The sequence below is a fragment of the Pseudomonas sp. W2Oct36 genome (genome assembly GCF_041060465.1).
Lineage (GTDB): Bacteria > Pseudomonadota > Gammaproteobacteria > Pseudomonadales > Pseudomonadaceae > Aquipseudomonas > Aquipseudomonas graminis_B.
Map to the genome: position 1 here is coordinate 276,407 of NZ_JAUERW010000005.1, position 22,828 is coordinate 299,234.

The window sequence follows — 22,828 nt, forward strand, 5'->3', positions numbered from 1 at the left end:
TTATTTAAAGAAGCGTGCTTGCTCACGTAATGCGTTGTATCCGTTTATCTGGCTGTTATCTGTCTGAGTCACTCGCGGGCAAGGTGGACCGCCACTCCGATCACTCCCCTGTAGTTAATCAGCACATCGTTCAACGTTGACCTATTCCATAGTGCTTCAACTTATTGGCCACCGTTGTATGGGAAATACCCAGTCGCTTGCCTAATAACCGGCTGCTCGGGTGTGCTGCATATAACTGTTCAAGTACTGCTTTCTCGAATCGCCCGACAATATCTTCCAATCCGCCTTCCAGAGAAAAGTCGCCCAAGGGTTGGCGCACGCCGTAATCCGGCAGGCGAATATGTTCGGCGTTCACTCGTTTGCCGTCGCACAACGAAACCGCCTGAAACAGGACATTCTCCAACTGCCGGACATTGCCGGGCCAGTGGTATTGGCTGAGACGTTCCATGGCCGCGGGCGCCAGCCGAGGCAAGGTGCAGCCGATCTGCCGACTGGCCTGATCGAGAAAATGCTCCACCAGCGGCGCGAGACCGTCCATGCACTCGCGCAGGGGCGGAATGTGCAGGGACAACACGTTAAGCCGGTGGTAGAGGTCCTGGCGGAATTCACCCCGGGCGCAGAGTTCGGACAGGTCCACTTGGGTGGCGCAGATGATCCGCACGTCCAGATACACCTCTTCGTCGCTGCCTACCCGTCGAAAGCAACCTTCCTGCAGATAGCGCAGCAGTTTCGCCTGCAACCGCGCGCTCATTTCCGCGACGCCGTCGAGAAACAACGTGCCGCCCGAGGTCAATTCGAGCAGCCCCAACTTGCCTTCAACGCGCGCACCTTCAAACGCACCGGGGCCGTAGCCGAAGAGCTCGGTCTCGGCCATGGATTCGGAAAACCCCGCGCAGTTGAGCGCCATCATCGGCGACTGACCGCGCGGGCTGGCGAGATGACAAGCCCGCGCCAGCAATTCCTTGCCGGTGCCGGTCTCGCCTTCGATCAGCAACGGCGCATCCAGCGGGGCCATGCGCCGGGCCTCCCGAACCACCGCCGCCATCACCTTCGAACTCTGAAAAATGCTGTCGAAACCGCGCAACTCCTGCTTGCGCACGTTATAGATGTGCTCGCCGACCCGGTCGGCCCGGTGCAGTGTCAGCACGGCACCGGCCATGGCTTCGCTGTCTTCGTGCTCGGATTGCAGGGGTGCGATGTCCGCGAGAAAAATGTCGCCCTTCACCTTCACGCGCAGGCCATTGATGCGCGAGCGGTTGGCCCGCACCAATTGCGGCAGGTCAAAGTCCTCGGCGTAACGGGACAGCGGGATGCCCGGCACCTCATCGACCCGCACGCCCAGCAACTGCGCCGCAGCGCGGTTGGCCGCCACGATGGAGCCGCCCATGTCGATGGACAGCACGGGAAACTCAAGGGCGCCAAGCAAGGCATTGAGCTCCATATGCCGACGTTCGCTGGGCATTAATCCCACACGCTTGACGCCGAATACCCCGGCTATGGTCTCGAATTTCGGCACCAGCGCCTGGAACTGCAGATTGATCAGGTTCGGGCAACGCAGATAGATGGCATCGCCATGCTCACCTCCCACTTCGCCACCGGAGACGTTGACGCCGTAGGCCACCAGCAGCTCAAGGATGTCGCGCAGGATGCCAACGCGGTTCTGACAATGGACTTTGATACGCATGGAGAGCTCGCGGACGTGGCATCGATTTCGGGTTCGTTCAAGTTTATCGTCAAGAATACGTTACAGCGCAAGGGCCGGAGGCGACCGCGCGGCAATTACATGCGAGCCTGTCCATGGGATCGTCACGTTTTCTTTACGAATTGTCGTAACGTTTCAGGCACATCGAGCGAAAGCCCCGCGTCCGGAAGCGCCAAATCAGCTATCAATAGGCCCATCAGGTTCATCCCTATATCGCATTGCTCCATATAAGAAAAAACCATCAGGAGAGCCCCATGAGTACGCAGTACGTCGCACGCGAGCCGGACGCCACCGGTTTCATTGATTACTCCGACGCCGAACACAGAATCTGGAACACCCTCATCAACCGCCAGCTCAAGGTGGTCGAAGGCCGCGCGTGTCAGGAGTATCTGGATGGCATCGAGCAGCTCGCCCTGCCCCACGACCGTATTCCGCAGCTCGGCGAAATCAACCGCGTGCTGGGGGCAGCCACGGGTTGGCAAGTCGAGCGCGTGCCGGCGCTGATCCCTTTTCAAACCTTCTTCGAGTTGCTGGCGAGCAAGCGATTTCCGGTCGCCACGTTCATTCGCAGCGAAGAAGAACTCGACTACCTGCAAGAGCCCGACATCTTTCACGAGGTCTTCGGACACTGCCCGTTGCTGACCAACCCGTGGTTTGCAGAATTTACCCACACCTACGGCAAGCTCGGTCTGGCAGCCAGCAAAGAGCAGCGCGTGTATCTTGCCCGCCTCTACTGGATGACCATCGAATTCGGCCTGGTCGACACGCCACAAGGGCGCAAGATCTACGGCGGCGGCATCCTCTCTTCGCCCAAGGAAACCGTTTACAGCGTGTCATCGACCCCCGAACATCAGCCCTTCGACCCGATTGAAGCCATGCGCACGCCCTATCGCATCGACATTCTGCAGCCAGTGTATTTTGTACTGCCAGACCTCAAGCGCCTGTTTGACCTTGCCCATGAGGACATCATGGACATGGCCCGCACGGCGGCTGAACTGGGGCTGCACGCGCCGAAATTTCCACCGAAAAATAAAGCCGCTTAAAACAACAGCCGCCCCGAAAAAAGCAGCCCGAACCCGATCAAGGAATCTTTCAATGACCGCTCTCAACCAATCCCAGTGCGAAGCCTGCCGCGCCGACGCCCCGCAAGTCAGTGACGCCGAGCTGCCGGATTTGCTCAAGCAGATCCCGGACTGGAACATCGAAGTGCGTGACAGCGTCATGCAACTGGAAAAAGTCTTCCTGTTCAAGAATTTCAAATTTGCGCTGGCGTTTACCAACGCTGTCGGCGAAATTGCCGAGGCCGAAGGTCACCACCCGGGTCTGCTGACCGAATGGGGCAAAGTGACCGTGACCTGGTGGAGCCACTCCATCAAAGGGCTGCACCGCAACGATTTCATCATGGCCTCCCGCACAGACGAGGTGGCCAAAAGCGCCGAGGGCCGTAAGTAAAATGCATTTCTCACAGATTCAGCGCGTACCGGACGATCCCATCCTGGGCCTGATTCAGGCCTACGCCAAAGACCCGAATCCGAACAAGTTCGACCTGGGCGTGGGCGTCTATAAAGATGCGCAGGGCCTGACCACCATCCCCCAAGCGGTGAAAATCGCCGAGCAGCGACTGGTCGACTCGCAGCCCACCAAGAGTTACATCGGTGGCCATGGCGAACCGCGTTTCGGCACGCTGATCTGTGAACTGGTCATGGGCGCCGACTCGCCGCTGATCGCCAGCAAACGCGTCGGCGCCACCCAGACACCCGGCGGCACCGGCGCGCTGAGGTTAAGCGCAGACTTCATTGCCCACTGCCTGCCGGGCAAGGGCATCTGGTTGAGCGATCCGACCTGGCCGATTCACGAAACCATCTATGCGGCGGCGGGCCTGAAGGTCAGTCACTACCCCTACGTGGGCCGCGACAATCAGCTCAACGTGCCGGCCATGCTGGAGACGTTGAAAACCATTCCCGAGGGCGACGTTGTCCTGCTGCACGCGTGCTGTCACAACCCGACCGGGTTTGACCTGTCCCGTGATGACTGGCACGCGGTGCTGGAAATCGTCAAGCAACGCAACCTGCTGCCGCTGATCGACTTCGCCTACCAGGGTTTTGGCGACGGTCTCGAGGAGGACGCCTGGGCGGTTCGCCTGTTTGCCGGCGAGCTGCCTGAGCTGCTGATCACCAGTTCCTGCTCGAAAAACTTCGGTCTGTACCGCGAGCGCACCGGCGCCTTGCTCGTCTGTGCTGACACCACAGAGAAGCTGATGGACGTGCGCAGTCAGCTGTCGGCGACGGCCCGTAATCTGTGGTCGAACCCGCCGGATCATGGCGCCGCCGTGGTGGCCGAAATTTTGGGCGATCCTGAATTGAAGGCCCTGTGGGCTGGAGAGGTTGAGGAGATGCGCTGCCGCATTGCGCAACTTCGGGTCGGGCTGGTCGAGGCACTCACGCCGCTGGGTCTGGGTGAACGTTTCGCCCACATTGGCGTGCAGCGCGGCATGTTTTCCTACACTGGCATGAACGACGACCAGGTCGCGCGTCTGCGAAACGAGCATAGCGTGTACATGGTGGCGGCGGGTCGAGCCAACGTTGCGGGGATTGACGCCACGCGACTGGATGAACTGGCAGCGGCGTTTGCGGCGGTTTGCAAGGACTGAGGCGCTCACCGAGTCGACGCTTTTAAAGGGCCGCGCGCATGTTGCAGGAACCCATCCTCACTACATGACCAGCGGCCCGCATTTAAAAGTCTGATTGTCATTTGTACTGCTGTATCCTCCCTGAGCGTTCTCGGACGCGCTGTTCAATTCAGCCGCAACACACTTGTGAGGAGCGACGATATGCATGAAATCCCGAACTTCCCCTTCCCAAGCCAGAATCAGCAAAGTGCAGCAGCCCGCCAGGAACTCGGTCAGCCGATCGAGATGAAAGCCAGCGGTAAACGCAACGACAGCAGCAAAGCCCAAAGCCCGCGCTAAAGGCCTGTTTAGCCACTGATTTTTCAGCCGCTAAATTTTCAGCCCCTACGGAAGAGCGTCTTCAAGGTGTATTTCCATAAGGGCTGAATCATTCGCGACAGGTTCCACCCCTGCCTGACCCCGAACTCAGATCCACCCATCCGCCACTGCCATGAACCGCCGTGCCTCGCTATCATGTGCCCTCGCGCGGATTCAAGCGTCTACGCTTCAACCCGATTGCCCCCTCGCTATTCTTTTTCCGTCGTAACCGTGGATCTATGCCCATGCCAGACGCTTCGAGCGCTGCCCCTCAACGTCCTATGGCTGTCACGCTGCAGGTTGTTTCCATCGTCCTTTTCACCTTCATCGGCTACCTGAACATCGGTATCCCGCTGGCCGTATTGCCAGGTTATGTGCACACCGACCTTGGCTTCGGCGCGGTCGCTGCCGGGCTGGTGATCAGCGTGCAATACCTCGCGACCCTCCTCAGCCGGCCCTTTGCCGGGCGATTCATCGACACCCGAGGCCCGAAAAAAGCGGTAATCATCGGCCTGTTCGGCTGCGGGTTGAGCGGCGTGTTCATGCTCCTCGCCGACTGGCTCGACGCCTGGCCAATGATCAGCCTGATCAGCCTGTTTGTAGGGCGGCTGGTGCTCGGCAGCGCTGAAAGCCTGGTTGGCTCCGGCTCGATCGGCTGGGGCATCGGCCGCGTCGGCGCTGCCAATACGGCCAAAGTGATTTCATGGAACGGCATCGCCAGCTACGGCGCCCTGGCCATCGGCGCGCCGGTGGGGGTGTTGTTGGTCAATGTGTTGGGGCTGTGGAGCATGGGCGTCAGCATCATGCTGTTGGCGGCGCTGGGGATTTCCCTGGCCTGGAAGAAAACCCCGGCGCCGCTGGTGCATGGCGAGCGCTTGCCCTTCCTGCACGTGCTGGGCCGCGTGCTGCCCCACGGCACCGGGCTGGCGCTGGGGTCAATCGGCTTCGGCACCATCGCAACGTTTATCACGCTGTATTACGCCAGCCACACCTGGCCAAATGCGGTGTTGTGCCTGAGCCTGTTCGGCGCCTGCTTCATCGGTGCACGCCTGCTGTTCGGCAACCTGATCAATCGCATCGGCGGCTTCCGCGTGGCGATTGCCTGCCTGTCGGTGGAGACGTTGGGCTTGCTGCTGCTGTGGCTGGCGCCCAACCCGAATCTGGCGTTGGCCGGTGCGGCGCTGACCGGCTTCGGCTTCTCGCTGGTGTTCCCGGCACTGGGCGTCGAAGCGGTGAACCTGGTGCCGCCGGCCAGTCGCGGTGCGGCGGTGGGGGCTTATTCGCTTTTCATCGACCTGTCACTGGGAATCACCGGGCCGGTGGCGGGCGCCGTGGCGGCTGGTTTTGGCTTCGCGTCGATCTTCCTGTTTGCCGCGCTGGCGTCACTGAGCGGCCTCGGGCTAAGCGTGTATCTCTACAAGCACGCGAAAAGGACGCGAGACAAGCCGGTCGCCAGCTGATCCCGCAAGCGACACTCAAAAATCGACCTTGCCCCGCCCTGCCTTGATCGACCCGCGCTTGGTTTTCGATTCCAGCCGGCGGGTCTTCGAGCCCAGGGTCGGCTTGGTCGGCCGGCGCTTCTTCTCCACCTTCCCCGCACTGATGATCAGCTCGCTCAGGCGTTCCAGCGCATCGGCACGGTTCTGCTCCTGCGTCCGGTATTGCTGCGCCTTGATCACCAGCACGCCGTCGCTGGTGATGCGGCTGTCACGCAGCGCCAGCAGGCGTTCCTTGTAGAACGGCGGCAGCGACGAGGCGTTGATGTCGAAGCGCAGGTGCATGGCGCTGGACACCTTGTTGACGTTCTGACCACCCGCACCCTGGGCACGGATGGCGGTCAGCTCGACGTCGCTGTCCGGCAGATGGATGTTGTTGGAGATGATCAGCATGGCAATCCAGTTCCTGGTCGAAGCCGCCGCGACGTCACCGGCGGCTCTCGCCTTATTTGATGATCGACGTCCGCTGGGCCATTGACTCACTGTTGGCCCGGCGCTTGTTCTTGATCACGTAAAACACCCACATCGCCGCCAGCCAGATCGGGATCGCGTACACCGAAATCCGGATACCGGGGATCATCAGCATGATGACCAGAATCAGCACCACAAACGCCAGACAGACGTAGTTGCCGTACGGGTACCACAGCGCCTTGAACAGCGGCTGCTGGCCGACCCGGGTCAGGTGCTGGCGGAACTTGAGGTGCGAATAGCTGATCATCGCCCAGTTTATGACCAGAGTGGCGACCACCAGGGACATCAGCAGCTCAAGGGCGTTTTGCGGCATCAGGTAGTTGAGCAGCACGGCAATCAGCGTCACCGCCGCCGACACCAGAATCGCTCGCACCGGAACACCCCGGCCATCGACCCGCGCCAGTGACTGCGGCGCATCGCCTTGCTCGGCCATGCCGAACAGCATGCGCGCGTTGCAATAGGTGCCGCTGTTGTAGACCGACAAGGCCGCCGTCAGCACGACGAAGTTGAGAATATGCGCCGCCGTCGTGCTGCCCAGCATCGAGAACACATGCACGAACGGGCTGCCGCTGTAGGCATCGCCGGACGCATTGAGGTCAATCAGCAAGGCGTCCCACGGCGTCAGCGACAGCAGCACCACCAGCGAGCCGATGTAGAAAATCAGAATCCGATAAATGACCTGATTGATCGCCTTGGGAATGATGGTCCGCGGCTGGTCCGCCTCGGCTGCGGTGAAGCCAAGCATTTCCAGCCCGCCGAACGAGAACATGATGAACGCCAGCGCCATGACCAGCCCGCTCACGCCATGGGGGAAAAACCCGCCCCGATCCCACAGGTTGCTGACCGACGCTTGTGGGCCACCCTCGCCGCTGACCAGCAGATAGCTGCCCAGGGCGATCATCCCGAAAATCGCCACCACCTTGATGATCGCGAACCAGAATTCAGCCTCGCCGAAGACTTTTACGTTGGCCAGGTTGATGACGTTGATCATCACGAAGAACACGGCCGCCGAGGCCCATGCCGGGACTTCCGGCCACCAGTACTGGATGTATTTGCCGACGGCGGTCAGTTCGGACATGCCCACCAGAATGTAGAGGACCCAGCAGTTCCAGCCCGACAGAAAGCCGGCAAAACCGCCCCAGTAATTGTGGGCGAAATGGCTGAACGACCCGGCCACCGGCTCTTCGACGATCATCTCGCCGAGCTGTCGCATGATCATGAAAGCAATGAAGCCGCAGACGGCGTAGCCAAGGATCATCGACGGGCCTGCGGACTTCAGCACCCCTGCCGAGCCCAGAAACAGGCCGGTGCCGATCGCGCCGCCGAGGGCGATCAGCTGGATGTGACGGTTCTTCAGACCACGCTTCAAGTCACCCGAATGGGACATGTTTTCACTCATTGGCAAACCACCTTGGCGCGCTTGTCTGTGACGGAATCGAACCCGACGCGCTCATGACGCGGCGGAGGGAAACGGAGTGGGTAACCCCGAGGGGTTGGCGTCCATACGCCGGTGGATCACAGAAAAAACGGGCGCGCATTGTACACCGCTCACATGGCGTTTGGCGGCGAAGAATTCCCGGCTGAAGCCGGTCCCACCTAATTCGACCGGTGCTTTTGTAGGACCGGCTTCAGCCGGGAAGCTGTTCTATACCAACCTCCGACACAATTTTGTCGCAAAAATAATTCGCAGAAATCAAACGTCCCGCGACGTTGTTTTCGCTGCAAGTTTCGGCAGGTCAGGCAAAATGCCAGCATTTTCGGGGTAATTTTTATTTTGCAACAGTCTGACTATTGCACTAGTTTTTTCAGTGCTTGCTGGCCACGAAGGTCAGTGTGCTTCCACGACGAGGAGTTAAGGCGATGCCTTTCGTCCTCGCTGCATTCGGCAAGTACGTCATTCTCAGGAGATTCACCTATGCAAACAGTTGAACTGGCTCTGGAAGAAGAACTGCAATTGGACGATTGGTTTGAAGCACCGACTCATGATGCCGCTGTGGAGATGATGCAGGCTGACGCTGTGGTGCCGTTTGGCACCGCGATGTGGCCGTTCTAAAACAGCTGAAGGGCGAACGTGGCTAACGCGTTCGCCCTCTTGTTTCGAGCATCCGGATGCGGAGCGCACTATGGATAACAGCAGCGCAATCGAACATTTCCTCTACTACCTGCAACACCATCCCGCCGTCACCGGCATTCACACCCCCCACGTCTTACTGGCACACACCGCGGAATACAGCCGTCTCATCGAGGGCATCGCCGAGAGCTCGACGGCGCGGGATGTCTTCCGGTTCAGCACATTGCCGCTGGACACTACCCCGGTCGGCGAGCTATCAGAGGCCATCACCGACTCCGATCTCTTCGTCCTGTTCTACGATTCCTCAACGCTGCCCAATCCCCGCGCCGAGGGACCGCCGTTCATTCGTCAGCTGCAAGAGGTGATGTCGGCGCAGTGGAAAAAGTCTTTGCTGTTCAAAGATTACGGCGATTATTTCTACGACACGTTCAGCGTTGAACCCGAGCGCATCGCGCAGTTGAATGCGGCGTTGATCGACACCATGAACGAAGGCGAGACCCTCAGCTTCAGCGACGATCACGGCTCGTACTTCGAGGCGCCGCTGCGCGAATTGAAGAAGTGGACCAACATCAACGGCGTCGGTAATTACGACCTGGCACCGGGTGAGATCGCCACCCACAGCGAATCCATTAACGGTCATGTGCGGTTCCTCGGGACGTTCCTCAGCACCATCCCCTTCGCGCGCAAGTACGGGATCATCGAGTCGCCACTGGAATTGTGGATCGAGAACTCCACCATCACCCGCATTGCCACCGACGTGCCGGGGCTGGAGCACGACTTCAATAAATACCTGGACGCCAATCCCTCGAACCGGCGCATCGAAGAACTGGGGATCGGCACCAACGAAGGTGTCAGCCAGCTGTACGCGCGCAATGCAGGGTTCGAAGAGCGCCATTGCGGACTGCATCTGGGTCTGGGTGGCGGTGCCAAAGGCAGCCACCACATGGACCTGATTTTCAACAGCGGCTCACTGGCCGTGGACAAGCGCGTGGTGTTCGACGGGACTGCCTACGTCGTCTGACTCCCAAGCGCGCATAAAAAAACGCCAGTCTCTCGACTGGCATTTTTTGTACTTCAGACCGCGATTACTGCTTCACAAGGCCATTACTCGGGCTTGCGACGACCAAAGCCCGGGCGCTGACCAGTGCCGCTTGGCGGGCCGCGGCGTTTGCCGGACGGGGTCTTGTCGTCCACCAGACCGATGCCGGGACGCGAAGGCTTCGGCTTGGCGGGACGCTTGTTCATGTCGCTCGGGCGTTCCGCGACCGGCGTGCCGCGACCGTTTTCGCTACGCGCGCTGTCGCCACGTGGATTGCCGCCACGGGCAGTGTCGCCACGACCACCGATAGCCGGACGCGGGGTGCGCGCCGGACGACCGTTTTCCGCAGGCTTGCGCGCCGGGCGCTCGCCATCCGCCAGACGTGGCTCACGGGCCGGACGGTCCGAAGACACTGCATCTTTGGCCGGACGAACCTGACGCACACGTTCGCCTTTGCCCAACGGACGGGAAGACTGGCGCTGCAAACGCTCCAGCTTGTCTTTGGTCTTGGCGGTCATCTGCGGCATCGCGACCGGCGTCAGGCCGACCTCGGCGCTGAGGATGTCGACTTCCTGCTGACTCATTTCGCGCCAGCGACCCATCGGCAGGTCGGAATTGAGGAACACCGGACCGAAACGCACGCGCTTCAGACGGCTGACCACCAAACCCTGGGATTCCCACAACCGACGAACTTCGCGGTTGCGGCCTTCCATGACCACGCAGTGGTACCAGTGGTTGAAGCCTTCGCCACCCGGCGCCTGCTGAATGTCGGTGAAACGCGCCGGACCGTCTTCCAGCACCACGCCAGCCTTCAGGCGCGCCAGCATGTCGTCGTCGACTTCGCCACGGACGCGCACGGCGTACTCGCGGTCCATTTCGAACGAAGGGTGCATCAGGCGGTTGGCCAGTTCACCGTCGGTGGTGAACATCAGCAACCCGGTGGTGTTGATGTCCAGACGACCGATGTTGATCCAGCGGCCTTCTTTCGGACGCGGCAGGCGATCAAACACGGTCGGACGGCCTTCAGGGTCGTCACGGGTGCAGATTTCACCGTCCGGCTTGTTGTACATGACGACGCGGCGAACGGTTTCGGCGGCTTCTTCGCGGCGGATCACGCGACCGTCGACCGTAATGGCGTCGTGCAGGTCGACGCGCTGACCCAGAGTGGCCTGAACGCCGTTGACCTTGATGCGGCCTTCGCCAATCCAGGCTTCAACGTCGCGACGGGAACCGACGCCGATGCGCGCCAGGACCTTCTGCAGTTTTTCGCCTGCTGGGCCGATCTCTTTATCTTGCTTGTCTTGTTCACTCATCTGGGCACCTCCCGGTGTGTCGAATCAGGGCATGCGCGAGTGGGCATGGCCTGTGGCCCGGCTCTCTGGACGAAAGCGGCTCCGGATCAGAACAGCTCTGAGGCGGAACGGGCGGAAAACTGAAATCCCTGGCGCGTGTGGATCGCCAAAAGGTCGCGAATCATACGCGCCTGACGCGCGTTGCGCATCAGAGACTAGATGAAAAATTCAGGCTGACTTCTTTTTCCGCCGACTGGCGCCCTTGAGCTTGATCAGCCGCAGCGCCGATTCGGCGAGCACCGAACGCTTTTCGTCCTTCTCCATCTTCTTCCAGGATTTGATCTCGCGCTTGCTGCGACCACAGCCCAGGCAAATATCATCGTCGAATTTGCAGAGGCTGATGCAGGGATTCTTGGTGCTCATGGGTTCGCCTGAATGAGGAATTGGGCGCTGCCCATCGTCCTGCCACAGCGTTCGTCACCGCGGATCTTCATCGTCCTGCGGCGGTTCTTCCAATTCAGACTCTTTATCGGCCTCATCGAGCAATAAATCGTCGAAGTCGATTTTCAGGCCCTGCTCCATGGTATCCAGCTCGGCCAACAAGCTGCGGAAACTGGTCTCATCCCGGGGCGCCTCAGGCTCTGCGTCAGCATCGAGTGGCAGGCTGGCATCGGCCAACGCCTGCAAGTGCGCGGGCACAGGTGCGTCGTCGAATTCAAGCACCGGCTCGGTTTCCATCTCGCGCAGATCGGCCAGTGGCGGCAGTTCGTCGAGGCTTTTCAGGTTGAAGTGATCAAGAAAGGCTTTGGTGGTGGCGAACATCGCGGGTTTGCCGGGCACGTCGCGGTAGCCGACGATCCTGATCCATTCGCGCTCCATCAGGGTCTTGACGATGTTGGTGTTGACCGCGACGCCACGCACGTCCTCGATCTCGCCCCGGGTGATCGGCTGGCGATAGGCGATCAGCGCCATGGTTTCCAGGAGGGCGCGCGAATAACGCTGCGGGCGTTCTTCCCACAGACGCCCGACCCAGGGCGCAAACTTTTCGCGGATCTGCAAGCGATAGCCGGTGGCGACTTCTTTCAGCTCAAAGGCGCGGTTGTCGCAGGACTTGCCCAGCAACGTCAGCGCCTTTTTGAACACCGGCGGTTCGGGCCGCTCGCCCTCTTCGAAGAGCTCGTAGAGACGCTCCAGGGACTGCGGTTTTCCGGAGGCGAGCAGAAACGCTTCGAGCAACGGCGCCAGATCGCGGGGTTCATTCAGGTTCATTGATCAGCTCTTGCTCTTTATTCGGCTCGCGCCCGCACATGAATAACGGCGAAGGCTTCGTTTTGCACCAGCTCCACCAGTTGCTCCTTGACCAGTTCCAGCACCGCCATGAACGTCACCACCACGCCCAGCCGCCCCTCTTCTGCCGTGAACAGCTCGGCGAAGGGCACGAAACCCGCGCCTTTCAAGCGCTCCAGCACATCACTCATGCGCTCGCGGGTGGACAGCGCTTCGCGGCTGACCTGGTGACTTTCGAACATGTCGCCACGGCGCAGCACGTCGGCCATCGACATCAACAGCTCTTCGAGGGCGACGTCCGGCAACAACTTGCGCACCCGCGCTTCGGGCGCCTCCAGCCGGGGCACCAGTACATCGCGGCCCACGCGGGACAGTTGATCGATGCCTTCTGCCGCTGCCTTGAACCGCTCGTACTGCTGCAAGCGACGGATCAGTTCGGCGCGGGGATCGCCCTCTTCCTCCTCGGCCATTTCCGAGCGCGGCAGCAACATGCGCGATTTGATCTCGGCGAGCATGGCCGCCATCACCAGATACTCGGCGGCGAGTTCCAGGCGCACGGTTTTCATCAGCTCGACATAGCCCATGTACTGGCGGGTGATTTCCGCCACGGGGATGTCGAGGATATTGATGTTCTGTTTGCGAATCAGGTAAAGGAGCAGGTCCAGCGGGCCCTCGAAAGCTTCGAGGAACACTTCCAGCGCATCCGGCGGGATGTACAGGTCGACCGGCATCTGTGTGACGGCCTGACCGTAGACCATGGCAAACGGCAGCTCTTGCTGGGCGTTGGCCTGCGGGTCGGGCTGAGCGCCGGTCTGAACATCCAGCGTTTGCGCCTCGGTCACTCGACTTCGACCCCGAACGGCGTCGGATCGCCGCAACCCACACGCACCACCTGGGGCTCGCCATCGGTCAGGTTGACCACGGTCGAGGCCGAGATGCCGCCCTCGCCGGCGTCGATGATCAGGTCCACCTGATGCTCGAGAATCCCGCGCATCTCGTAAGGGTCACTCATCGGAATGGTCTCGCCCGGCATGATCAGGCTGACGCTCATCAGCGGCTCACCCAGTTCCTGCAACAGCGCCTGCGCGATGGGATGACCCGGCACGCGCAGGCCAATGGTGCGCCGCTTGGGGTGCAGGACCAGACGCGGTACGTCACGTGTGGCGCCGAGAATGAAGGTGTACGGCCCCGGCGTGTGCGCCTTGAGCACGCGAAACGCCGCCGTGTCGACCTTGGCGAACAATCCCAGCTGGGACAGATCGCTGCACATCAGCGTGAAATTGTGTTTGTCATCGAGTTGACGCAGGCGACGGATGCGCTCGACGGCCGTCTTGTCGCCCATCTGGCAACCCAATGCGTAGGACGAATCGGTGGGATAAACCACCAGACCGCCCGCCCGGATGATTTCCACGGCCTGCTTGATCAGGCGCGCTTGCGGGTTTTCCGGGTGGACCTGGAAAAATTGACTCACGGTAATTTCCTGTTCAGACGGCAGTAGGCTGGTCATGTTTGAACCGACACCAAAGGGGCGGCAGGTCTTCGGGCAATGGGCGATAAACGCCGATTTCAGACCATGCGCCTGGGGCATGAAAATCACTGCCGGCACTGACCAGCAGACCGAACTCACGGGCCAGAATCGCCAGACTGCCGACCTGATCGGCAGGCTGCAGGCCGTTGACCACTTCTATGGCGTGGCCGCCGGCCTGAATGAAGTCGGCGACCAGCTTGCGACGCTTGCTGCGGGTGAAATCGTAATGCGAAGGGTGCGCGAGGCTGACCCACGCCCCGGCGGCGCGCAGGGTCGCCACCGTTTGCTCAAGGGTCGGCCAGTGTTGCTTGACGTCGCCCAGCTTGCCCGCACCGAGCCATTTGCGGAACGCTTCGGCGCGGTCCTTGACGAACCCCTGGTTGACCAGAAAGTCGGCAAAGTGCGGCCGGGCCGGCGCATTACCGCTGTCGCCCAGCGCCTGCTGCACCGCACGCGCACCTTCGAGCGCGCCGGGCATACCTTTCATCGCCAACTTGCGGCTTATTTCTTCGGCCCGCAACCAGCGGCCGGTGTGCAATTGCTCGATCGCCTCACGCAATTGCGGGGCGTCCACATCGAACCCATAGCCCAGCACATGGATGGTGGCACCGCCCCAGGTGCAGGACAATTCGATGCCGTCGATCAGCTGCATACCCAGCGCAAGCGCCGCAGCACGGGCCTCGGCGAGGCCTTCGAGGGTGTCGTGGTCGGTGAGTGCGAGGACTTTCACGCCGTGCTCGTGGGCACGCGCGACGAGTACCGCGGGCGCAAGGGCGCCATCGGAAGCGGTGCTGTGGCAGTGCAGATCGACGTTCATAGGGGCGCTTTCGCAGTCATTGATGTTTGTTATTATGCCGTCACATCCAGCTTCTGGCTCTTACTGTGAAACAATTCATCGACTTCATCCCGCTCATCCTGTTCTTCATCGTTTACAAAATCAGCCCGCAAGCCGTCGATGTCCTTGGCCACAGCTTCATGGTAGGCGGGATTTACAGCGCCACCGCGATGCTGATCGCCAGTTCCCTCGTGGTTTACGGCGTCCTCTATGTCCGTCAGGGCAAACTGGAAAAAAGTCAGTGGCTGACGCTGATTGCCTGCCTCGTGTTCGGTAGCCTGACCCTGGCGTTCCACAGCGAAACCTTCCTCAAGTGGAAAGCCCCGGTGGTGAACTGGGTCTTCGCGCTGATCTTCGCCGGCAGTCACTTCATCGGCGATCGTCTGTTGATTCAACGCATCATGGGCCACGCGCTGACCCTGCCGCAGGCGGTCTGGACCAAACTGAACATCGCCTGGATCGTGTTCTTCCTGTTCTGCGGCGCGGCCAATCTCTATGTGGCGTTTACCTATCAAGAATTCTGGGTCGACTTCAAGGTGTTCGGCAGCCTGGGCATGACCCTGCTGTTCCTGGTCGGCCAGGGCATCTACCTGGCTCGCCACATCCATGACACCGATCCGTCAACCCAGCCAACAAACAAAAAAAGAGAGGACTGACATGCTTTATGCAATCGTGGCAACCGACGTCGCCAACTCGCTGGAAAAACGCCTGGCCGCGCGCCCTGCGCACCTTGAGCGCCTGAACGCAATGAAGGCCGAAGGGCGCATCGTCCTCGCCGGCCCGATGCCTGCGGTAGACAGCGTCGACCCGGGCACTGCAGGGTTTACCGGCAGCCTGATCGTCGCCGAATTCGAGTCCCTCAAGGACGCCCAGGCCTGGGCTGAGGCGGATCCCTATGTGGCAGCGGGTGTCTACGCTGACGTGATCGTCAAACCGTTCAAGCAAGTCCTGCCCTGAAACGTCTGTCAGGCGCCCGGCTCTGTACACCGGGCCGGACCGCCTTCACCCGCCCTCTGAAGTTCACCCTACGCACTGCCCTGCCGATAAGTTGCTAGAACCAAAGGCTTTGACTGCGGCTCAAAGAGGCACGGGCGGTCATGCCTTGTGGGTATTGACCGAACAATAATGGTTTGTCACGAGGGGTCACGCAGCCAGGGTGGCCCTCCAGTGCGGTATCTTTGCCAGCGGCCGGCGTCGACGTCGTCGGCAATGGCTAAATGAGTGAGTCATGAGCGAGCTGTTACTTATTGATGATGACCAGGAGCTGTGTGAGCTCCTGAGCAGTTGGTTGAGTCAGGAAGGGTTCGCAGTGCGTGCCTGCCACGATGGCCAGAGCGCGCGCAAAGCGCTTGCCGAATCCGCACCCGCTGCGGTGGTGCTGGACGTGATGCTCCCCGACGGCAGCGGTCTGGAAGTGCTCAAACAATTGCGCACCGATCACCCCGACCTTCCCGTGCTGATGCTCTCGGCGCGCGGCGAACCGCTGGACCGCATTCTGGGTCTGGAGCTGGGCGCCGATGATTATCTGGCCAAGCCCTGCGATCCTCGCGAACTGACAGCGCGTCTGCGCGCGGTGCTGCGCCGTAGCCATCCGACGGCGGTATCGTCGCAAATCGAACTGGGTGATCTGTGCTTCAGTCCCGCACGGGGCGTGGTCACGATTGACGAGCAGGAATTCACCCTGACAGTCTCCGAAGCGCGTCTGCTTGAGGCCTTGCTCGGCCAGCCCGGTGAACCGCTGGAAAAGCAGGAGCTGGCGCAACTGGCCCTGGGCCGCAAACTGACCCTCTACGACCGCAGCCTTGATATGCACGTCAGCAACCTGCGCAAGAAGATCGGCCCCCACGCCGACGGCCGCCCGCGCATCGTTGCCCTGCGCAGCCGCGGGTATTATTACAGCCTCTGACGAGGCAGCTGCAAGCTGCAAGCAACAGCGACAGCACAAGCAACAGCATCGGCAGCGACGCCGGACTGCTTTTTGGCTTGAAGCTTGTGGCTTGCCGCTTACAGCTGGGCGCGCACTCGGCAATTGCCCCTTACGTAAACATCGGAACGCACCGCCTTTACCCAAGCTTTACCGACGCCTGACCTCGCTTGACCTTGATCTCCCTAAACTGGCCTCAACCGGCACAGAGCCGAAATCGAGACAAGGAGATTCACCATGCGCAAGACTTTGATGGCTTTGATGTTCGCCGCAGCCCTGCCTACCGTTGCAATGGCCATGACTCCAGAAGCTGGCCCTATGGGTGGCCCTGGCGGTCCTGGCTTTGAAGGACCTGGCATGCATCATCGCCACGGCCCGATGGAAAGACTCAACCTGACCCCGGAACAACGTCAGCAAGTCGACCAGATGATGGGCGATCAGTGGCGCGGCCGCTCCGAGATCACCCAGAAGTACCTGGCCAAGCTGTCGCCCGCCGACCAGAAGGCGATGATGGATGAACAGGAAGCTGCCCGGGCCAAAACCCAGTCCGGCATCCGCGCCCTGCTGACGCCAGAGCAACAGAAGACCTTCGACCAGATCCAGAAGGATGAAGCCCAGCGCCGTGCGGATCGCGCCGAGTTCGAAGCGTGGAAAGCGCAGAAAGCGCAAAAAACCCAGTAACTGCCTGCTGGCGCGGCATTACACTTCCCCCAACCCGACACGCTCCCCGGCGTGTCGGGTTTTCTTTTTGACACACCGGGTCGAGGGCAGCACGTGCGTTCATTGTTCTGGAGAATCCTGGCGAGCTTCTGGCTTGCGATCGCGTTGGTAGCGGGCCTGTCGATCCTGATGGGCCATGTCCTCAATCAGGACGCCTGGATTCTCAGCCGTCATCCCGGCCTGCACAACTTGCCGCAGAAGTGGGTCGAGTTGTACGAGGACAAAGGCGAGAAATCCGCCCAGGATTATCTGCAAGACCTCAAGCGCAAATACCACATCGACGTTCAGGTGCTCAACGACAGCGGCGAAGCGGTGATTCCCGGCACCTTCCCGCCCCGCGCGGCGGCTTTTGAAGAGCGGCAGAATGACGACACACGACCACTGCCGTGGCGGCGACTGACCTCCGAATACACCAGTGAAAAAACCGGTGAAACCTACCTGCTGATTTACCGGATCCCACATCCGGAGCTGGACGCGTGGCACCGCGACAGTCTGGTCTGGCCGCTGAGCGCGCTGGGCATCGCGCTGGTGGTGCTGACGTTGTTCAGCCTGATGGTGACGCTGTCGATCACCCGCCCGCTAAGCCGTCTGCGCGGCGCGGTGCATGACCTCGGCCAGACCACCTACCAGCAAAACAGCCTGGCGCAACTGGCCAACCGCCGTGATGAATTTGGCGTGCTGGCGAACGACTTCAACCGCATGGGTGCCCGCCTGCAAAGTCAGATCAGCAGCCAGCGCCAGCTGCTTCGCGACGTTTCCCATGAACTGCGCTCTCCCCTGGCGCGGCTGCGGATTGCCCTGGCCCTCGCCGAACGCGCAGAACCGGTGGAGCGCGACAAGCTGTGGCCGCGCCTGACCCGTGAGTGCGACCGGCTGGAAGAGTTGATCAGCGAAATTCTGGCGCTGGCACGACTGGACGCCGACATGGGCAGCGCCACGGCGGTGGATGTGTCGGGACTTTTGCATCATCTGCAGGCCGAGACGGAGATGGGCGGCGGCGAGCAGACGGTTTCGGTGTCGGTGCAGCCAGGGGTGCAGTTGCAGGGCTGGCCAAGCGTGCTGGAACGGGCGCTGGATAACCTGCTGCGCAACGCGCTGCGCTTCAATCCGGTGGGTCAGCCGATCGAGTTGAGCGCAACCCTTGAGGGGGATGAATGGCGGCTCACCGTGCGGGACCATGGCCCCGGCGCCAATCCGGAGCATCTGGCGCAGTTGGGCGAGCCGTTCTATCGCGCGCCCAACCAGACTGCGCCGGGCTACGGGCTCGGCCTGGCCATTGCCAAACGCGCCGCCGAGAAGCACGGCGGAACGCTGGTGCTGGGCAATCACCCGCAGGGCGGATTCGTGGCCAGCATCGTCGTGCCGCGCGAGTTAACCGCTTTGCACGGTTGATTCCCTGTTCGCAGCCGCTCCGGCTGAATGGGTGCGGTGACTGGTAGGACCGGCTTCAGCCGGGAAGAGGCCTGTCTGTACACCTCAGTTTTGCGGTGTAACGCTTAATGCCTTCCCGGCTAAAGCCAGTCCTACAGATCGGGGCCGGCGCTTATAGCGGGATGAAACCAGTTTGTTACCCCTCCCACGCGCTCACAAAACCAGCAACCTCCGGCTTCGCGGGTTCACGCGGCGGATTTTGCGGCGTGCCGAGGTACAGAAAGCCGACGACTTCTTCTTCGGCTGTCAGCCCCAGCCCTTCGGCGACGTGGCGGGAGTAGGACAAATCCCCCGAGCGCCAGACCGCGCCAATGCCCATCGCATAAGCGGCCAGGAGGATGCCGTGGGCAGCGCACCCTGCGGTGATCACTTGTTCCTTTTTCGGCACTTTGAAGTGGTCAGTCAACTTGGCGATGACCACGACCACCAAGGGCGCGCGCAACGGTCCGTTACGGGCCTTGTCCAGCGCTTTGGCCTCAACATCGCCGCCTTTGTCGATCAATGCCTGGGCCAGCAGTTCGCCCATGCGGTTGCGTGCGTCGCCTTCGACGGTCAGAAATCGATAAGGCCGCAAGACGCCATGGTCAGGCGCGCGCAGGGCTGCGCCGAAGAGGATCTCGCGTTGCTCGGCGTCCGGGGCGGGTTCGATCAAGCGGGGCACGGACACGCGATTAAGCAATACGTCGAGCGCTTCCATTAAGTCGTCTCCAGGAAAAATGACGGGCCATTGTAGTGCCCTCGGTGCAGTCTTGAACTTCAATAACGATTAACCGGGGCAATTACTTACAACACTCTCGGAAATGCCTCGGTTTACACCAACGGGCTCGCGAGTAGAATGGCCGCCCTCTCACTACCTGATCAGAGCGACTGCATGGCGTTGCCGACTCTCCGCATCATCGGTTTCATTATCGGCATCTTCCTGATTACCCTGGCCATCGCCATGGTCGTGCCGATGATCACCCTGATGATCTTCCACCGCACCGCCGACATGCCGTCGTTTCTGTGGTCGAGCCTGATTACCTTCGTGTCCGGGCTGGCGCTGGTGGGCCAGGGCCGACCTGAACACGTACACCTGCGGCCCCGGGACATGTACCTGCTGACGGTCAGCAGCTGGGTCATCGTCTGCATCTTCGCGGCGCTGCCGTTTCTGCTCACCCAACACATCAGCTACACCGACTCCTTCTTCGAAAGCATGTCCGGCATCACCGCGACGGGCTCCACCGTGCTCAGCGGTCTGGACACCATGTCCCCCGGCATCCTGATCTGGCGATCGCTGCTGCACTGGCTCGGCGGCATCGGCTTCATCGGCATGGCCGTGGCGATTCTCCCGCTGTTGCGCATCGGCGGTATGCGCCTGTTTCAGACCGAGTCGTCGGACCGTTCCGAAAAAGTCATGCCGCGTTCGCACATGGTCGCCAAATTCATCGTGCTTGTTTACCTCGGCATCACCGTGCTGGGCACGCTGGCGTTCTGGTGGGCGGGCATGAGCCTGTTCGACGCCATCAATCACGCGATGTCGGCGATATCGACCGGAGGGTTCTCCACCTCGGATCAGTCACTGGCGAAATGGCCGCAGCCCGCCGTGCATTGGGTGGCCATCGTGGTGATGATCCTCGGCGCCCTGCCGTTCACTCTCTATGTGGCGACGCTGCGGGGCAATCGCGGGGCGCTGCTCAAGGATCAACAGGTGCAGGGTTTTCTCGTCCTGCTGCTGGTGATGTGGCTGGTGATGACCGCCTGGTACTGGGCGACGACCGATCTGCCGTGGTACGACGCGTTGCGCCATGTCGCGCTGAACGTGACCTCGGTGGTGACGACCACTGGTTTCGCCCTGGGGGACTACAGCCTGTGGGGCAACTTCGCGCTGATGCTGTTTTTCTACCTGGGGTTCATCGGGGGATGCTCAGGGTCAACGGCGGGCGGCGTGAAGATCTTCCGCTTTCAGGTCGCCTACATCCTGCTGCGCGCCAACCTGCACCAGCTGATCCACCCGCGCGCGGTGATCAAGCAGAAGTACAACGGTCACCGGCTGGACGACGAGATCGTGCGTTCGATTCTGACCTTCTCGTTTTTCTTCACCTTCACCATCTGCCTGATCGCGCTGATGCTGTCGCTGCTGGGGCTGGACTGGATGACTGCGCTGACGGGCGCCGCCAGCACCGTGTCAGGGGTGGGGCCGGGGCTCGGTGAAACCATCGGGCCGGCGGGTAATTTCTCGACGCTGCCGGATGCCGCCAAGTGGATTCTGTCACTGGGCATGCTGCTCGGTCGGCTGGAAATCATCACGGTGCTGGTGCTGTGCATACCGGCGTTCTGGCGGCACTAGAACACTGCGGGCCGGGCAACGTCAGCTGCGTAGCCCCGAGAAATGTCGCGGCGGGCAGTGGGGGCTCGACTAAGCTCAACCAATACCCTGCCCGGAGCATAGCCTTGTGGAAACAGTGAAGCGTTTCGACCGATTCGAAGACTTCTATCCGTATTATCTGCACGAACATCGGGACAGCACGTGCCGACGCTTGCATTTCATCGGCACGAGTCTGGTCATCCTGATTCTGGCATTCGCCGTGCTCAGCGCTCACTGGACATTGTTGTGGGTACTGCCCTTGGCGGGCTACACCTCCGCCTGGATCGGCCACTTCTTTTTCGAGAAGAACCGTCCGGCCACGTTCAAGCATCCGTTCTACAGCCTGCTCGGTGATTTCGTCATGTACAGAGACATGCTCAGGGGCAAAGTACCGTTTTGACCGGCACTCGTCGGCGTCGCGCATGACGCCTTGCTGCCCCACGGTTTGAGTAAAAGCTGCCTGCTCAGACCGTCTCGCCCACGGGCTGCGCTGTTTCCGGGCTTTTGGCTTTGACGTGGGCATCGGCCAACCGGAACAGCTCGATCGTGCCATCCCAGTGCTCGATCAACGCCGTGCAGGACTCCACCCAGTCGCCGCAGTTGAGGTATTCCACGCCGCCCACCTGACGGATTTCGGCGTGGTGAATGTGCCCGCACACCACCCCGTCCAGCCCGCGCTTGACGCACTCATGGGCGATGGCTTCCTCGAAATCGCTGATGAAATTCACCGCAGTCTTGACCTTGTGCTTCAGGTACGCCGACAGCGACCAATAGCCGTAGCCGTATTTGGCGCGCCAGTGGTTGAGCCAGCGGTTGAGGGTCAGGGTGAATTCGTAGGCCGAATCGCCAAGAAACGCCAGCCAGCGGTGGTAGCGCGTAATGACGTCGAACTGGTCACCGTGGATCACCAGCAGACGACGACCATCGGCGGTCAGATGCACAGCTTCATCGACCAGTTGGATGTTGCCTAGAATGAGTTTTGAATAGCGGCGCAGGAATTCGTCGTGGTTGCCGGTGACGTAAATGACTTCGGTGCCGCGCTTGCTCATGGTCAGCAGACGGCGGATGACGTTGGTGTGGGCTTGCGGCCAGTACATGCCGCCGCGCATCTTCCAGCCGTCGATGATGTCGCCCACCAGGTACACCTTGTCGGCGTGGTATTGCTTGAGAAATCCGGAGAGGTGTTCGGCCTGGCAGTCGCGGGTTCCCAGATGCACGTCAGAGATCCACAAGGTCCGGACACGTTGTTTACGACTGGGTTTCACGCTCTCGGCAATGCTCATGGACCACCTCCACTTTGGTTTTCCCAAGCGTGGACGTGGTCGGTGATATGAACATGACGGCGGTGTTTAGCTTTGATGACACGACATATCGATTAACACTTTCCCAGACCCGATGCGCGCTCAGGTATCCAGGCCGGCGTGACGATCGTTGTGCCCCAGGTCCCGGGCCGGATCGATCTGGTCACGCACGCGCTGCTTGAGCACCTTGGCCTCGGGAAACCCGCCGTCGGCCTTGCGCTCCCAGATCTGCACGTCGTCGCAGGTGATGCGGAATACACCGCCGGTGCCGGGGATCAATGACACCTTGCCGAGATCATCGGTGAAGGTGCTCAATAATTCCTGAGCCAGCCAGGCGGCGCGCAACAGCCATTGGCACTGTGTGCAGTAGGTGATGGTGATTTCAGGCTTGGCAGACATCG

General features: G+C 60.9%; 26 protein-coding genes. 14 read left to right on the forward strand and 12 right to left on the reverse strand.

Translation table 11 applies throughout. The annotated features are described in order from the left end of the window. Positions 1-130 precede the first annotated feature (130 nt). On the reverse strand, positions 131-1,684 hold the full coding sequence (locus tag QWI18_RS10525) for a sigma-54-dependent transcriptional regulator (protein WP_369318798.1): 1,554 nt from the start codon (positions 1,682-1,684) through the stop codon (positions 131-133). Between the two features lie 272 nt (positions 1,685-1,956). On the opposite strand from QWI18_RS10525, the gene phhA reads away from it, so the two are divergent. The 5 genes from phhA to QWI18_RS10550 all read left to right on the forward strand — a co-directional run bounded on the left by phhA (position 1,957) and on the right by QWI18_RS10550 (position 6,148). Beyond that, the gene (gene phhA, locus QWI18_RS10530; protein ID WP_369318799.1) at positions 1,957-2,745 is read left to right on the forward strand and encodes a phenylalanine 4-monooxygenase; all 789 of its coding nucleotides are present in this window, start codon (positions 1,957-1,959) and stop codon (positions 2,743-2,745) included. A 52-nt stretch (positions 2,746-2,797) separates the two neighbouring features. Then, positions 2,798-3,154: a 4a-hydroxytetrahydrobiopterin dehydratase gene (locus QWI18_RS10535; protein WP_065986962.1), complete on the forward strand. Its 357-nt coding sequence runs from the start codon at positions 2,798-2,800 to the stop codon at positions 3,152-3,154. A 1-nt stretch (position 3,155) separates the two neighbouring features. Continuing rightward, on the forward strand, positions 3,156-4,352 hold the full coding sequence (locus QWI18_RS10540) for an amino acid aminotransferase (protein WP_369318800.1): 1,197 nt from the start codon (positions 3,156-3,158) through the stop codon (positions 4,350-4,352). A 180-nt stretch (positions 4,353-4,532) separates the two neighbouring features. Further along, on the forward strand, positions 4,533-4,670 hold the full coding sequence (locus QWI18_RS10545; RefSeq protein WP_166650518.1) for a hypothetical protein: 138 nt from the start codon (positions 4,533-4,535) through the stop codon (positions 4,668-4,670). Positions 4,671-4,933: 263 nt separating this feature from the next. Continuing rightward, on the forward strand, positions 4,934-6,148 hold the full coding sequence (locus QWI18_RS10550; protein WP_369318801.1) for an MFS transporter: 1,215 nt from the start codon (positions 4,934-4,936) through the stop codon (positions 6,146-6,148). Positions 6,149-6,163: 15 nt separating this feature from the next. Here QWI18_RS10550 and arfB read toward each other — a convergent pair whose 3' ends face one another. Then, positions 6,164-6,577: an alternative ribosome rescue aminoacyl-tRNA hydrolase ArfB gene (gene arfB / locus QWI18_RS10555; RefSeq protein ID WP_065986956.1), complete on the reverse strand. Its 414-nt coding sequence runs from the start codon at positions 6,575-6,577 to the stop codon at positions 6,164-6,166. Positions 6,578-6,629: 52 nt separating this feature from the next. Next, positions 6,630-8,054, reverse strand: coding sequence for an amino acid permease (locus QWI18_RS10560; RefSeq protein ID WP_369318802.1), 1,425 nt, complete (start codon positions 8,052-8,054; stop codon positions 6,630-6,632). Between the two features lie 516 nt (positions 8,055-8,570). Between QWI18_RS10560 and QWI18_RS10565 the strand changes: the two genes are divergently transcribed. After that, complete coding sequence (locus QWI18_RS10565; protein ID WP_163022139.1) at positions 8,571-8,708, forward strand: hypothetical protein; 138 nt, start codon at positions 8,571-8,573, stop codon at positions 8,706-8,708. Between the two features lie 70 nt (positions 8,709-8,778). Further along, positions 8,779-9,747, forward strand: coding sequence for a leucyl aminopeptidase (locus QWI18_RS10570; protein WP_296306113.1), 969 nt, complete (start codon positions 8,779-8,781; stop codon positions 9,745-9,747). An 83-nt stretch (positions 9,748-9,830) separates the two neighbouring features. On the opposite strand, the gene rluB is transcribed toward QWI18_RS10570, so the two are convergent. From rluB to QWI18_RS10600, 6 genes are all read right to left on the reverse strand, one after another. Next, positions 9,831-11,078 carry a 23S rRNA pseudouridine(2605) synthase RluB gene (gene rluB, locus QWI18_RS10575; protein ID WP_065986948.1) on the reverse strand — a complete coding sequence of 416 codons (1,248 nt, stop codon included), beginning with the start codon at positions 11,076-11,078 and terminating at the stop codon, positions 9,831-9,833. 207 nt (positions 11,079-11,285) lie between these two features. Beyond that, on the reverse strand, positions 11,286-11,480 hold the full coding sequence (locus QWI18_RS10580) for a DUF1289 domain-containing protein (RefSeq protein WP_065986946.1): 195 nt from the start codon (positions 11,478-11,480) through the stop codon (positions 11,286-11,288). 54 nt (positions 11,481-11,534) lie between these two features. Further along, positions 11,535-12,326 carry an SMC-Scp complex subunit ScpB gene (gene scpB, locus QWI18_RS10585; protein WP_369318803.1) on the reverse strand — a complete coding sequence of 264 codons (792 nt, stop codon included), beginning with the start codon at positions 12,324-12,326 and terminating at the stop codon, positions 11,535-11,537. Between the two features lie 17 nt (positions 12,327-12,343). Further along, positions 12,344-13,042: a ScpA family protein gene (locus QWI18_RS10590; protein ID WP_163022142.1), complete on the reverse strand. Its 699-nt coding sequence runs from the start codon at positions 13,040-13,042 to the stop codon at positions 12,344-12,346. A 140-nt stretch (positions 13,043-13,182) separates the two neighbouring features. Further along, entirely contained in the window at positions 13,183-13,815 is a 633-nt protein-coding gene (locus QWI18_RS10595; protein WP_108121457.1) for an L-threonylcarbamoyladenylate synthase, read from the reverse strand. Positions 13,816-13,828: 13 nt separating this feature from the next. Beyond that, a complete protein-coding gene (locus QWI18_RS10600) occupies positions 13,829-14,689 on the reverse strand; it encodes a PHP domain-containing protein (protein ID WP_192135444.1) in 861 nt (286 codons plus the stop codon). Positions 14,690-14,754: 65 nt separating this feature from the next. Between QWI18_RS10600 and QWI18_RS10605 the strand changes: the two genes are divergently transcribed. From QWI18_RS10605 to QWI18_RS10625, 5 genes are all read left to right on the forward strand, one after another. Beyond that, a complete protein-coding gene (locus tag QWI18_RS10605; protein WP_192135445.1) occupies positions 14,755-15,363 on the forward strand; it encodes a septation protein A in 609 nt (202 codons plus the stop codon). 1 nt (position 15,364) lies between these two features. Continuing rightward, on the forward strand, positions 15,365-15,664 hold the full coding sequence (locus tag QWI18_RS10610; protein ID WP_192135447.1) for a YciI family protein: 300 nt from the start codon (positions 15,365-15,367) through the stop codon (positions 15,662-15,664). Between the two features lie 271 nt (positions 15,665-15,935). After that, entirely contained in the window at positions 15,936-16,613 is a 678-nt protein-coding gene (locus QWI18_RS10615; RefSeq protein WP_065986934.1) for a response regulator transcription factor, read from the forward strand. A gap of 255 nt (positions 16,614-16,868) precedes the next feature. Further along, entirely contained in the window at positions 16,869-17,312 is a 444-nt protein-coding gene (locus QWI18_RS10620; RefSeq protein ID WP_369318804.1) for a Spy/CpxP family protein refolding chaperone, read from the forward strand. A 93-nt stretch (positions 17,313-17,405) separates the two neighbouring features. After that, positions 17,406-18,743, forward strand: coding sequence for a HAMP domain-containing sensor histidine kinase (locus tag QWI18_RS10625; RefSeq protein ID WP_192135451.1), 1,338 nt, complete (start codon positions 17,406-17,408; stop codon positions 18,741-18,743). 175 nt (positions 18,744-18,918) lie between these two features. On the opposite strand, the gene QWI18_RS10630 is transcribed toward QWI18_RS10625, so the two are convergent. After that, entirely contained in the window at positions 18,919-19,479 is a 561-nt protein-coding gene (locus tag QWI18_RS10630) for an NAD(P)H nitroreductase (RefSeq protein ID WP_065986926.1), read from the reverse strand. Between the two features lie 174 nt (positions 19,480-19,653). Here QWI18_RS10630 and QWI18_RS10635 point away from each other — a divergent pair, with 174 nt between their 5' ends. Together QWI18_RS10635 and QWI18_RS10640 are read left to right on the forward strand one after the other, a co-directional pair. Then, positions 19,654-21,108: a TrkH family potassium uptake protein gene (locus tag QWI18_RS10635; protein WP_065986924.1), complete on the forward strand. Its 1,455-nt coding sequence runs from the start codon at positions 19,654-19,656 to the stop codon at positions 21,106-21,108. Positions 21,109-21,214: 106 nt separating this feature from the next. Then, positions 21,215-21,526, forward strand: a complete 312-nt coding sequence (locus QWI18_RS10640) for an Mpo1-like protein (protein ID WP_369318805.1) — start codon at positions 21,215-21,217, stop codon at positions 21,524-21,526. Between the two features lie 64 nt (positions 21,527-21,590). Here QWI18_RS10640 and QWI18_RS10645 read toward each other — a convergent pair whose 3' ends face one another. Together QWI18_RS10645 and QWI18_RS10650 are read right to left on the reverse strand one after the other, a co-directional pair. Beyond that, positions 21,591-22,409, reverse strand: a complete 819-nt coding sequence (locus QWI18_RS10645) for a UDP-2,3-diacylglucosamine diphosphatase (protein ID WP_065986920.1) — start codon at positions 22,407-22,409, stop codon at positions 21,591-21,593. A gap of 120 nt (positions 22,410-22,529) precedes the next feature. Further along, complete coding sequence (locus QWI18_RS10650; protein ID WP_065986919.1) at positions 22,530-22,826, reverse strand: SelT/SelW/SelH family protein; 297 nt, start codon at positions 22,824-22,826, stop codon at positions 22,530-22,532. Between the last annotated feature and the right edge of the window lie 2 nt (positions 22,827-22,828).

What these genes read in the sequence shown, in the direction of transcription:
- QWI18_RS10635 (WP_065986924.1), top strand. Translation starts at nt 19,654, where the DNA reads ATGGCGTTGCCGACTCTCCGCATCATCGGTTTCATTATCGGCATCTTC.
- QWI18_RS10545 (WP_166650518.1), top strand. Translation starts at nt 4,533, where the DNA reads ATGCATGAAATCCCGAACTTCCCCTTCCCAAGCCAGAATCAGCAAAGT.
- arfB (WP_065986956.1), bottom strand. Translation starts at nt 6,577, where the DNA reads ATGCTGATCATCTCCAACAACATCCATCTGCCGGACAGCGACGTCGAG.
- phhA (WP_369318799.1), top strand. Translation starts at nt 1,957, where the DNA reads ATGAGTACGCAGTACGTCGCACGCGAGCCGGACGCCACCGGTTTCATT.
- QWI18_RS10630 (WP_065986926.1), bottom strand. Translation starts at nt 19,479, where the DNA reads ATGGAAGCGCTCGACGTATTGCTTAATCGCGTGTCCGTGCCCCGCTTG.
- QWI18_RS10645 (WP_065986920.1), bottom strand. Translation starts at nt 22,409, where the DNA reads ATGAGCATTGCCGAGAGCGTGAAACCCAGTCGTAAACAACGTGTCCGG.
- QWI18_RS10580 (WP_065986946.1), bottom strand. Translation starts at nt 11,480, where the DNA reads ATGAGCACCAAGAATCCCTGCATCAGCCTCTGCAAATTCGACGATGAT.
- scpB (WP_369318803.1), bottom strand. Translation starts at nt 12,326, where the DNA reads ATGAACCTGAATGAACCCCGCGATCTGGCGCCGTTGCTCGAAGCGTTT.
- QWI18_RS10615 (WP_065986934.1), top strand. Translation starts at nt 15,936, where the DNA reads ATGAGCGAGCTGTTACTTATTGATGATGACCAGGAGCTGTGTGAGCTC.
- QWI18_RS10540 (WP_369318800.1), top strand. Translation starts at nt 3,156, where the DNA reads ATGCATTTCTCACAGATTCAGCGCGTACCGGACGATCCCATCCTGGGC.
- rluB (WP_065986948.1), bottom strand. Translation starts at nt 11,078, where the DNA reads ATGAGTGAACAAGACAAGCAAGATAAAGAGATCGGCCCAGCAGGCGAA.
- QWI18_RS10570 (WP_296306113.1), top strand. Translation starts at nt 8,779, where the DNA reads ATGGATAACAGCAGCGCAATCGAACATTTCCTCTACTACCTGCAACAC.
- QWI18_RS10600 (WP_192135444.1), bottom strand. Translation starts at nt 14,689, where the DNA reads ATGAACGTCGATCTGCACTGCCACAGCACCGCTTCCGATGGCGCCCTT.
- QWI18_RS10525 (WP_369318798.1), bottom strand. Translation starts at nt 1,684, where the DNA reads ATGCGTATCAAAGTCCATTGTCAGAACCGCGTTGGCATCCTGCGCGAC.
- QWI18_RS10610 (WP_192135447.1), top strand. Translation starts at nt 15,365, where the DNA reads ATGCTTTATGCAATCGTGGCAACCGACGTCGCCAACTCGCTGGAAAAA.
- QWI18_RS10560 (WP_369318802.1), bottom strand. Translation starts at nt 8,054, where the DNA reads ATGAGTGAAAACATGTCCCATTCGGGTGACTTGAAGCGTGGTCTGAAG.
- QWI18_RS10650 (WP_065986919.1), bottom strand. Translation starts at nt 22,826, where the DNA reads ATGTCTGCCAAGCCTGAAATCACCATCACCTACTGCACACAGTGCCAA.
- QWI18_RS10620 (WP_369318804.1), top strand. Translation starts at nt 16,869, where the DNA reads ATGCGCAAGACTTTGATGGCTTTGATGTTCGCCGCAGCCCTGCCTACC.
- QWI18_RS10565 (WP_163022139.1), top strand. Translation starts at nt 8,571, where the DNA reads ATGCAAACAGTTGAACTGGCTCTGGAAGAAGAACTGCAATTGGACGAT.
- QWI18_RS10550 (WP_369318801.1), top strand. Translation starts at nt 4,934, where the DNA reads ATGCCAGACGCTTCGAGCGCTGCCCCTCAACGTCCTATGGCTGTCACG.
- QWI18_RS10535 (WP_065986962.1), top strand. Translation starts at nt 2,798, where the DNA reads ATGACCGCTCTCAACCAATCCCAGTGCGAAGCCTGCCGCGCCGACGCC.